This window comes from Sphingobacterium allocomposti (genome assembly GCF_008124885.1).
In the GTDB taxonomy this organism is placed as follows: Bacteria; Bacteroidota; Bacteroidia; order Sphingobacteriales; family Sphingobacteriaceae; genus Sphingobacterium; species Sphingobacterium allocomposti.
Genome location: NZ_VNHX01000019.1, coordinates 82,144 through 93,050, shown reverse-complemented (window position 1 = coordinate 93,050; position 10,907 = coordinate 82,144). Strand labels below are relative to the sequence as shown.

Sequence of the window (10,907 nt, the reverse complement as noted above, 5' to 3'; positions counted from 1 at the left end):
AATTACTATCTTTTCTGTTTTCCCCGATTCCGTTCGGGACTGCAAAGGTAAAAGGTTTTTCCGTTTCCGCAAAATTTATTTTAAAATAATTTCCTGCTTCCACGTCCTGCCGGCGGAACCCCTTACGGTATCCCCCTTCCGGCCCCCTTTTTCCGCCTTTCAGTGCTGTCCCTCCCTCGCGGAGTGGTGCAAAGATAGAACTTTATACCCCGCCGTGCAAGTCCTGCGCCCCTTTTTCCGGCCCAAAAACCGCAAACCCCTGTAAACCTGAACGATATTTTTAAACCGGCTGATGGCTGATGGCAGATGGCGGATGGCGGATGGCTAATGGCAGATGGCGGATGGCTAATGGCTAATGGCAGATGGCAGATGGCAGATGGCGGATGGCAGATGGCGGATGGCGGATGGCGGATGGCTAATGGCTAATGGCTAATGGCAGATGGCAGATGGCAGATGGCGGATGGCAGATGGCGGATGGCGGATGGCTAATGGCAGATAGCAGATAGCAGATGGCTAATGGCATAAATCATATAAGCTATAAGCCAAAAGCGGAGGGCTGATGGCGGATGGCTAATGGCAGATAGTGGATGGCTGATGGCAGATAGCTGATGGCTAATGGCAGATAGCGGATGGCTGATGGCAGATAGCTGATGGCAGATGGCGGATGGCTGATGGCAGATAGCTGATGGCAGATGGCGGATGGCTAATGGCAGATGGCTAATGGCTAATGGCAAGTGGCTATAAACTGTAAAGTTGTTGATTTGTAAAGTCGTGAGGTGAAGTTAGATGAGTGAGATTTCTGACTTCTCACTTCTCACTTCTGATTTCTCACTTCTTTATAGCCCCTCAACCCGGGGCGGGGTTTTACTTGGAGGGACCCAAGTAAACAAGGTCCTTCGGCCGAGGTTCTTGATGCTACCGTGCCTTATCCTAGCCTAAACCGTTCCAAACTCACTTCGTTCAGACAAGGAACGGTTCTTCACGGCTATTATGGCGGCCCGCTGACGCAGTCGAACCGATGCCGGTCCTTTCCGACGCTAATAGCGGATGGCTAATGGCTAATGGCTAATGGCTAATGGCATAAATCATATAAGCTATAAGCTTCGCACATACGACGCCCCTGCGGCGCCTTTCCTGCCGTCGTGCGACAGTCTTCCTTAAGGGAAAACAGAGGGTATATAGAGTTTTACCTCTATAAACCCTCTATTAACCCTCTGTCAACCCTCATTTAAACCTCTATTATTCTTACCGCTGACCGGCTTCTGCCCCGCACGTGGGCCGGCCCTGTACCGAAGGCTGATCCCCACCGGTCACGGCTTACATCTTTACGGATTAACAATTCACAAACCCGCGCCTTCACCTTTACGCTCGCAGCATAAAAAATATTATCGACAAACAACTATAATTATAAAACAATATTCAGTATTTTTACAGATACATAGAACAATATAAACTTTTTTATGATAAACACAGAACTTCATAAGATCGGAATCACCGATCTCGCAGCCGGAAGCTCCACTGGTCAGCAGTGGTTCGGACATGGACCGAAAATTACTTCATACTCCCCTGTTGACGGTCAAGCCATCGCAGTAATAACAGCTTCCGATGCCCGCGATTACGAAAAGGTCCTGCAGACTGCCTCTCAAGCAAAATCCATCTGGGCAGACATACCCGCACCGCGACGCGGAGAAATTGTCCGGCAGTTCGGCGAAAAACTTCGGGAACTAAAGCCTGCTCTGGGCAAACTCGTATCCTATGAAATGGGGAAGTCTTATCAAGAAGGTCTGGGAGAAGTACAGGAAATGATCGACATCTGCGATTTCGCTGTGGGCCAATCCCGACAGCTCTATGGCTTTACCATACATTCCGAACGCCCAGCCCATCGCATGTTCGAACAATATCATCCCTTAGGCATCGTAGGTATTATATCAGCATTCAACTTTCCTGTCGCAGTATGGTCCTGGAATGCGGCCCTTGCGTTGGTATGCGGAAACGTGATTGTCTGGAAAGGCAGCGAAAAAACGCCCTTATGTGCCGTAGCTTGTCAAAAGATCTTAGCTGATATCCTTCAAGCCAATCAGCTTCCGGAAGGCATATCCTCTTTACTGACCGGCAATGCCGAGGTGGGCAAATGGTTAGCAGCAGATTCACGCATACCCCTAATTTCGGCAACAGGCTCCACACACATGGGAAGACAAGTAGCGACGACCGTCGCCGCACGCCTTGGAAGGTCATTGCTGGAACTAGGCGGGAACAACGCCATTATCGTAACACCGCAGGCCGACCTAAAGATGACCATCATGGGGGCCGTGTTCGGAGCAATCGGAACTGCCGGCCAACGGTGCACCAGTACCCGTCGGCTGATTGTCCACGAAGACATCTACGAGCAGGTGAAAACCTCCCTGGTTGAAGCCTATAGACAAATTAAAATTGGAAACCCGCTCGAGGCTGAACCCCATATGGGGCCTCTCATCGATAAAGCAGCGGTTAACGCTTACTCCGACGCCTTGAGAAAAATAGAAGAAGAAGGCGGTACTTTTCTGGTTAGCGGCGGCGTATTAGCGGGACACGGATTTGAAAGCGGCTGTTATGTCAAACCTGTCATCGCAGAAGTTGAAAATCATTTTAAAATTGTGCAAACTGAAACGTTTGCTCCTATCCTCTATCTTATTAGATACACCGGCAGCGTCGAAGAGGCAATCGCGCTTCAAAACGATGTCCCACAAGGCTTGTCGTCAGCGATTATGACCACAAACCTTCGCGAAGCAGAATATTTTCTTAGCCATAAAGGATCTGACTGCGGCATCGCCAATGTCAACATCGGTACTTCAGGAGCTGAAATTGGTGGCGCGTTCGGCGGCGAAAAAGAGTCTGGCGGCGGCCGCGAGTCAGGCTCCGATTCATGGAAGGTCTATATGCGTAGACAGACGAATACCATCAATTATAGCACGAGCCTTCCACTCGCTCAAGGCATAAAATTCAATCTTTAATCGCATCGCTTAAGAAACCTAGATTAACAACTAATATGATGAGAGAACTACATAAAATCCTTGCTAAGCACATATTGGCGGACGGTTTTCCGATAGAGCTCGATCTCGAAAAATCTGCGGGGTCCTACCTTGTCGATCGAAACGGAGATCGTTATCTGGATATGTTTTCCATGTTCGCCTCCTCGCCTGTAGGCTACAACCATCCTTATATCGTAGCACAACAAAACCTCCTGGGCAAAATGGCCGTTAATAAACCTGCGATGTCCGACACCTATCCTTATCAGTACGCCGATATCCTAACAACCTTTTCCCGTGTGGCTATCCCCCAAGAGCTATCGTATTGCTTTTTTATTTCCGGCGGAGCCCTTGCCGTGGAGAATGCGTTAAAGGCAGCCTTTGACTGGAAAACGAGATTGAACCTCGCTAAGGGCATCACAAAAGAGGCATCGCAGGTCATCCATTTCCAGGAAGCATTCCACGGACGGTCTGGATATACGTTATCACTGACCAACACAACGGACCCCAGGAAATACATGTACTTTCCGAAGTTCAACTGGCCACGCATTATAAACCCCAAACTAACCTTCCCTTTAACGGAAGAGTCGCTCAACGCTACCATCCGCAACGAAGAGGAAGCTGTCCGGCAAATCGAAGACGCCATTGCTCGTTTTCCTGACGAAATAGCCTGTATTATTTTAGAGCCTATACAAGGAGAAGGAGGAGATAACCATTTTCGCAAAGATTTTTTCAAGAAGCTCCGTCAAATATGCGACCGACACGACATCCTGCTCATCCTTGATGAAGTACAAACCGGCTTGGCTATGACGGGAAAGATGTGGGCTTATCAACATTTTGATATAACACCGGACGTCATTGCCTTCGGAAAGAAAACGCAGGTATGCGGCATCCTGGCCAACCGCCGGACATTCGACCGGGTCGGACACCACGTGTTCCAAGAGTCCAGCCGTATCAATTCGACCTTCGGTGGTAACTTCATTGACATGCTCCGCTTCAAGTTTATTTTGGAAATCATTGAACAGGACAACCTCGTACAAAAGGCACAGGAAGTCGGCAGATACCTATTAAACCAGCTGAAGCAGCTGGTTGACAGCCATCCGTATCTTTCAAACCCGAGAGGGCTCGGCCTGATGGCTTCCTTCGACTTCGACACAGGCGGGCATCGCGACGCCTTTATAAAAAACGCAATGCAAAACGGTCTGATTATCTTGGGCTGCGGGGGAAGAAGTGTCCGGTTCCGGCCACACCTGACCGTTACCATTGAAGAAATAGACAAGGCCATGGCTATTGTACGACAGTCGCTGCTAACCGTAGCACCGCCGCACGCTTGCTAGCAAACCAGAAACGCATAAAGCCGGGCTGTCCCCGGCTTTATGTATATATTTCCATTTGCATAAATTACTGCAATACCGCCGTTATAGACTGCTTGAACCGCATCCGTACACCTTTTCCCTCTTTCCTGGCGGGAGTCCACTTCGGCGAACGCTTCATGATACGCATAGCCTCTTCCGCGAATTCCGGACTTATTTTGGTTTTGTTGGCGATCTCTATATCGCATACACGGCCATCTTCGCAGACGGTAAACTCCATTATCGCCGTCTGGCGCAAACCGTAGTCCACATAAGCCGTGCTATCCATGGCATTTATCACGTTACGTAAATTGAGGTTGTCCCGGACAAACCTGCTCCATCCTTCCAGCCCGCCGCGGAACTGGGGATAGGTGTCCACCTCTTCAACCACAGCGGTGTCCGTGTCCGCCTGAGCAAAAAGCGCATGTACCGACAAAACCAGAAACAGACCTACCAACCAACCTTTCATACCGAACCTCCTTCCTACTTCAAAAATAGGCAAGATTTATCGCTTTGGCAAATCAAGGTCCGTTACAAATTGTCCTTTACCGTCTGTAATAAAACTCATGGGGCGCTCGGGGTCTTTGATAATTTCGAATAATGTAAAGCCCCACGGCTTCCAGAAGTTTTCCAAGACCTGTCCATACGTCTTCACTTGCCAAGTGTCAAAAATAGGCTTCAATGTCCAGTCGTTTAATGGCATCGGCTCAACAAAAATCTTCTCAGGAGTTTCCATATACGTGTAGTCAGGAAGCCTGTTAAAAAGATAAGCGGAATAAAAGTAGCGGGCACATAACTCTTCAAACTGTATCGGGTGCAGCAGCTTCCCGTTAATGGCTTTTAAAACGTCCTCATGATAAATGGCGTTTGTACCATTATCCTGCAACGTGGCTATGATCGCAAAGTCACGCATCCTAAATGAAAAAACCAACGTGTTGATCTCATCCCTATAGCTAAAAGTTTCCGGCGCGTTATCTACGGGTACGACTAAAATCGAAAATGGGTTTTTATGCTCGAATTCCATCGGCAGGTAAATAGACTGCAACATATGATGCAGATTACGGAATTTGTGCACCAAAGCCTGCGAGAAGTTCATCTCTTCGCCGCTTATAAACGCCTGTCTAATCCCAGCCTGAATTTCGTTAAATACCACACCGTACAGAATCTTCCCGACCCAATGGAATAGATTGATCTCGGTCAGCTGGCTGACAGCGTCATATCCCTCCATCATGGCTTGTTCCACTTGCGTCTCTAACTGCTCAAAGAATGAAGCTACATGTGATGCGCACGGAAGTTTGAGCGATTTATATGTAACGATATTCTCGTCGAGCATTTTAAACGGCTTTTCTTCCAGATCGAACATTCTCATCATCCATAAGGGAAAAACCTGTATCTGTTCATCTGCAGATTGTAATGGTTCTCCAGACAGAAAACACCTGCTGTTGTCGAATTTGAAATCCAAAAAAGGATTGTATAGTCTTGATGCCATAGGCCGCAAAGATATTACTTTTGTTGTGCCCTAATGTTAAACCGAAGTCAATTCTGCACTACGCTGTTGCGTCTGCAATCAGGACGCGAAAATCCTGAAAGATGAGCGAGGTATCTGCAACCTGCCCTTCCTTTGCCGTCACGCCTTTTAACACCGAGGTCCTTCCCTTTTCCAGCAGGTTTTTCATTTCTTTTTCATCCAGGAAAACGCCATGGAGTGTTCTCCAGATTTTGAAGTCGCAGCCCCGCGCATAGTGATCGCATTGCCCCACCTTTTCGTAGAGCTGTACATTCCCGGGCTTACACTTCGGACATTTTATCTTCCCCTTCTGTAACGGTTTAAGTTCCTCATGCTGAATAGCTATCCGAAGTTGCAGCAGTTCTTTTGTGATTTTCACGGTATAGTCTTTAATATGCTTCATAAACACGTCGTAGGACACCTTATTACTGCGCATCTCTTCCAGCTTTTGCTCCCACTTACCAGTGAGCGTGACTTTCGCTATAGACCGGTCTTTCACCAACTGGTACACGGCCAGTCCTTTTTCTGTCGGAATGAGCTTTTTCTTATCGCGCTTGATATAATCGCGTTGGAATAATGTCTCTATTGTAGCGGCACGTGTCGCCGGCGTTCCCAGACCGCAATCTTTCATCGCCTGACGCATCTCCTCATCCTCAATATCTTTTCCGGAAGTTTCCATCGCCTTCAATAAAGAAGCCTCGGTATGAATCGGCTTAGCTTTAGTAAACCGCTCCGCCAGCTCGAGGGATAATATCTCCAAAACCTCTTCAGCCGCCAGCTTGGGGAGCTGCGCGTTTTCATTATCCTGATCGTCAGACGTTTTATCATCGTCCGGCAGTTCGACCTGATCAGGAGAAAGGCGCCAGCCATACTGTTTGATGACGGTACCTTTGGCGACAAGCTCCACCCCTTTGGCGTCGATCGTTACCGTCGTAATATCTTTTAGACAGACCTCTGAGAAGCTCTCGACCATTCTCTTTGCTATCATGTTGTAGATATGTTGCTGATCCTTCGGCATGGGTCCTGGCTTTTCGTCGGTAACCAGCAGCGCGTGGTGATCGGTGACCTTTTTGTCGTCGACGGAACGCTTATTTAACTTAGCACCGATGAGGTTCCGGCTGATGGCGGCGATTCCCTCTTCGGCTGTATCCGCCAGGTGCTGAAACAATTCCCCGATCTTTTCAAATACATCTTCGCCAATATACCGGGAGCCTGTACGCGGATAGGTTATCACTTTTTTTTCGTAGAGGGTCTGGGCAATACTCAACGTCTGATCGGCAGAGTAGCCATATCTTTTATTCGCGTCTTGTTGCAATGACGTCAGGTCGAATAAAAGAGGCGGCGGTTCTTTTACCTCCTTCGCCTCGACTTTCGTGACCTTTGCTTCCGACCCTACAGAGATCTGCGCGATGGCCTGCTCGGCCTCCTCCTTCTTCTCAATTTTATTAGAGGTTGCCTTAAACTTGATATTATCTTTCTCAAATCCGGCCTGAATTTTATAGAAAGCCTGGGGTTTAAAATCCTTATTCTCCAGGTAACGGGAACAGATCATGGCCAACGTGGGGGTCTGTACCCGGCCGAGCGAGAGCAGCCCTTTATTTCCGGCCGCCAACGTTAATGCCTGTGTCGCATTGATACCGATAAGCCAGTCCGATTCCGACCGGGACTTCGCCGACATGTACAAGCTATCGTACTCCGCCCCGTCCTTTAAATTGGCAAAGCCTTCTTTGATCGCTTTATCGGTTTGCGACGAAATCCAGAGCCGCTTGAACGGAACCTTCGAGTTTAAGAAGTAGTAAATATTCCTGAAAATAAGTTCACCTTCCCGCCCCGCATCGGTTGCCACAATAATTTCTTCGGCTTCATTCAGAAGGCTTTTAATAATATTTAGCTGCTTGACAGCCCCTGCGTCATCAATCTGCCGGCCGTCCCTTTTGACTTTCTTTGGTTCCAGCTTGAACTCCTGCGGGATGATAGGTAAATTCGAAACAGCCCAGTTCGTATATCCGTACGTCTGGGGAGTACACAGCTGAACCAGATGTCCGAAAGCATAGGTAAAAGCATATCCGTTTCCTGTAATGTACCCATCCTTCACTTCCTTTGCACCCATCACACGGGCCAGATCCCGAGCTACCGAAGGCTTTTCCGCTATAACTACTTTCATTGAACCAGTAAAAAATTAAAAGTTAAAATCAATCCTATTATACCTACTAGTCTAACGATGGAATAGAAATACCTTTGATCTTCCGGTACAGATCGACGGCATATACATCCGTCATGCCGGAAACAAAATCCAGTACAGCCCTGATTTTTGCATATGCGTCATTCTTCCCGGTATGAAACTGTTCAGGGATCATGGCTACCAGCTTCTTGTCAAACATGGACTTATTCGTCTTCAGATACGCTGGAATAAACTCTTCTAACAGAGCGTTCATAACTTTATAGCCTGCAATCTCTATCTGAACAACGGTCGGTGCATTGTAGATCTGCGCGACCGATATGTCGGATATACGCCGCATCTGTTCGACGATCGGCTGGTCGAGGGCATCAATTAACGCACTTCGGAAGGTCCCTGATAAAAAGGCATCCTGATTCTTCGCAAACACTTCAGCGCAACCGTGTATTAGCGTATTAATAGCTTTGGCGCGCAGGAGCTCCACCCGGCTTCCGGTGTCTTTCAGTGCGTCCAGCCTCGTACGCAGATCTTCTCCCCCACACAGTGGCAGCAGCAGATCCTCGACTTGTTGATACGACAAAATCTTGAGGTGGTGTGCATCCTCCAGATCAATGATGTTATAGCAAATATCGTCCGCAGCCTCTACCAGATAGACCAGCGGATGGCGCAGATAGCCGTGCGTGTTAGTCGGATCCCGCTCCAGCCCCAGCTCCGTTGCAATCTTTTCAAATGTCTGCACCTCAGACTCAAAGAAGCCGTATTTCTTCCGATGGTGGTTTCCTTTGATATGTCCATCTATAGCTGCGCAGGGATATTTGACAATAGATGCAAGTGTTGCATAGGTCAATGCATACCCCCGTTCATCTTTACCGTTGAAGGCGTGTGTCAGGATCCGGAGAGCGTTTGCGTTCCCCTCAAAATGGGTCAGATCGGCCCATTGCTGGGGGGTAACCAGCTCTTGATATTTCTTTCCGGCGCCTTCTATAAAATAAGAAGATATGGCTGCTTCGCCTGAATGACCAAAAGCAGGGTTTCCAAGGTCGTGCGACAAGCATGCCGCAGAAATAATATTGCCTACTTCCTGCAGAAAAGGACAATCCCGATCAATATCCGGATTGTCCTTTTTTGTAAGATTATAAAATAGACGTCCCAAAGAGCGGCCGACGCTGGCCACCTCCAAACTGTGCGTCAATCTATTGTGCACAAACACGGCTCCGGGCAGTGGAAAAACCTGTGTTTTGTTTTGTAGTCTCCTGAAAGGAGACGAAAATATTAATCGATCGTAATCACGCTGAAATTCAGAACGCGCGTCCAGGTGGTCGCTCACCTGACGATGCTCGTATCCCCAGCGTTTCGCTGAAAGCAATTGTTTCCAATTCATGTAAAACACTATGTATTGCGGCAAACCTAAATAAAATGCTTGGCATTCACGAATACCATAATATAAAAAACTATCATGAGTAATTCATTTTTATAAGCCATTTAGTTAAACACCATATAAAATAATTTATTTCGTTAGCTTCCATTATATTGAAAGATTATTTTACAGATGAAATATAGGTTTCTTAACCTGAAGCGGGGAAAGATTTAGTCCATCCGCCTGTTATGCAACACATTTTGGATTATAAAAAAAGACTTTCGTCACTTTACTTTCGCTTGTCAGGTGGAATACGTACTTTTATAAGTAGTAACTATTTATAAATACGATGATTTACAAAATTCCCGCAGCGAAAGATTTCGAACATAAAATAGATGGAAAGAATACGCATTTGATTACACTGAAAAACCGATCGGGTATGCAGGTGGCGTTTACGGATTACGGCGCCCGCATTGTGAGTGTTCTCGTTCCTGATCGGGAAGGCAATCTTTGTGATGTCGTATTGGGGTTCAATTCTATTCACGATTACGTAAACGCTAAGGAGCAGTACCACGGCGCTACAATCGGGCGTTTCGCGAACAGAATTGCCGAAGGCAGCTTTTCTCTTGACGGAACGGCTTATACGCTACAAAAAAATAACGGCAATAATTCGTTACACGGTGGGCCTTCCGGCTTTCATACGAAAGTATGGGATAGGCAGGTTTCTTTCAAAAAGAAGATAGACTTCTACTACGTTTCTCCCGATGGGGAGGAGGGATTTCCGGGCAACCTCAAAGTACATGTGTCGTTCGAGCTCACTGACGACAACGAGATCATCATTCTTTATAAAGCTGAAACGGATCGCAAAACGGTGATAAACCTAACAAACCACGCTTACTTCAACCTAAACGGCGAAGGCCATAGCGATATACTAAACCACGTCATCTGCATCCCTTCTGCCTCTTATCTGCCAATTGACGAAAATCAAATCCCGCTGGGTGAGGAAGCGCCGGTTGAAAATACCCCGTTTGATTTCCGCACGCCCAAGAAGATTTCAGACGACATCGGCGACGACGATATACAGCTCGCACGGGGAAATGGATATGATCATACGTTCATTAATCGCCATCCTTTTTCAAGAGCCGCCGCTCTCGCTTTTTCTTCCCATTCGGGAATACAGCTGGAGGTCTTTACGACGGAACCGGGTATACAATTCTATACGGGAAACTTTCTGTCCGGCGAGGATACCGGTAAATCAGGACGGAAATATTATTCCAGAACCGCCTTTTGTTTCGAAACGCAACACTACCCTGACAGTCCCAATCAACAAGGTTTTCCTTCTGTTATTTTAGAGCCGGGGCAAATTTTCGAATCGGAAACGATATACCGGTTCTCTATCAAAAAATAAACTCCCCAGCGTATACCCATGGAGGACGGACATCCGTCTTCCATGGATGGCAGCTGATCGATATGACGGCGAGGGGCCGGAATAAGGGCGACGCCACGCTGC

7 protein-coding genes are annotated in these 10,907 nt (G+C 47.5%); 3 read left to right on the top strand and 4 right to left on the bottom strand.

The window, feature by feature from the left end:
- Positions 1-1,460 precede the first annotated feature (1,460 nt).
- Positions 1,461-2,990: an L-piperidine-6-carboxylate dehydrogenase gene (gene amaB, locus BC792_RS13680; protein WP_148909575.1), complete on the top strand. Its 1,530-nt coding sequence runs from the start codon at positions 1,461-1,463 to the stop codon at positions 2,988-2,990.
- A 35-nt stretch (positions 2,991-3,025) separates the two neighbouring features.
- Positions 3,026-4,342 (top strand): L-lysine 6-transaminase, encoded by a 1,317-nt coding sequence (gene lat / locus BC792_RS13675; protein WP_148909574.1) that lies wholly within the window; start codon positions 3,026-3,028, stop codon positions 4,340-4,342.
- A gap of 64 nt (positions 4,343-4,406) precedes the next feature.
- On the opposite strand, the gene BC792_RS13670 is transcribed toward lat, so the two are convergent.
- Genes BC792_RS13670 through BC792_RS13655 form a run of 4 tightly spaced genes read right to left on the bottom strand, consistent with a single transcriptional unit; the run spans position 4,407 to position 9,421 of the window.
- Positions 4,407-4,826 carry an energy transducer TonB gene (locus BC792_RS13670; RefSeq protein WP_148909573.1) on the bottom strand — a complete coding sequence of 140 codons (420 nt, stop codon included), beginning with the start codon at positions 4,824-4,826 and terminating at the stop codon, positions 4,407-4,409.
- A gap of 36 nt (positions 4,827-4,862) precedes the next feature.
- A complete protein-coding gene (locus BC792_RS13665; protein WP_148909572.1) occupies positions 4,863-5,846 on the bottom strand; it encodes a hypothetical protein in 984 nt (327 codons plus the stop codon).
- Positions 5,847-5,904: 58 nt separating this feature from the next.
- Complete coding sequence (locus BC792_RS13660) at positions 5,905-8,028, bottom strand: type IA DNA topoisomerase (protein WP_148909571.1); 2,124 nt, start codon at positions 8,026-8,028, stop codon at positions 5,905-5,907.
- Positions 8,029-8,074: 46 nt separating this feature from the next.
- Complete coding sequence (locus BC792_RS13655; protein ID WP_148909570.1) at positions 8,075-9,421, bottom strand: deoxyguanosinetriphosphate triphosphohydrolase; 1,347 nt, start codon at positions 9,419-9,421, stop codon at positions 8,075-8,077.
- A gap of 325 nt (positions 9,422-9,746) precedes the next feature.
- On the opposite strand from BC792_RS13655, the gene BC792_RS13650 reads away from it, so the two are divergent.
- Positions 9,747-10,805 carry an aldose epimerase family protein gene (locus tag BC792_RS13650; RefSeq protein ID WP_148909569.1) on the top strand — a complete coding sequence of 353 codons (1,059 nt, stop codon included), beginning with the start codon at positions 9,747-9,749 and terminating at the stop codon, positions 10,803-10,805.
- The last annotated feature ends 102 nt before the right edge of the window (positions 10,806-10,907 follow it).

Coding starts and splice junctions, on each gene's coding strand:
- amaB (WP_148909575.1), top strand. CDS start 1,461: ATGATAAACACAGAACTTCATAAGATCGGAATCACCGATCTCGCAGCC.
- lat (WP_148909574.1), top strand. CDS start 3,026: ATGATGAGAGAACTACATAAAATCCTTGCTAAGCACATATTGGCGGAC.
- BC792_RS13670 (WP_148909573.1), bottom strand. CDS start 4,826: ATGAAAGGTTGGTTGGTAGGTCTGTTTCTGGTTTTGTCGGTACATGCG.
- BC792_RS13665 (WP_148909572.1), bottom strand. CDS start 5,846: ATGGCATCAAGACTATACAATCCTTTTTTGGATTTCAAATTCGACAAC.
- BC792_RS13660 (WP_148909571.1), bottom strand. CDS start 8,028: ATGAAAGTAGTTATAGCGGAAAAGCCTTCGGTAGCTCGGGATCTGGCC.
- BC792_RS13655 (WP_148909570.1), bottom strand. CDS start 9,421: ATGAATTGGAAACAATTGCTTTCAGCGAAACGCTGGGGATACGAGCAT.
- BC792_RS13650 (WP_148909569.1), top strand. CDS start 9,747: ATGATTTACAAAATTCCCGCAGCGAAAGATTTCGAACATAAAATAGAT.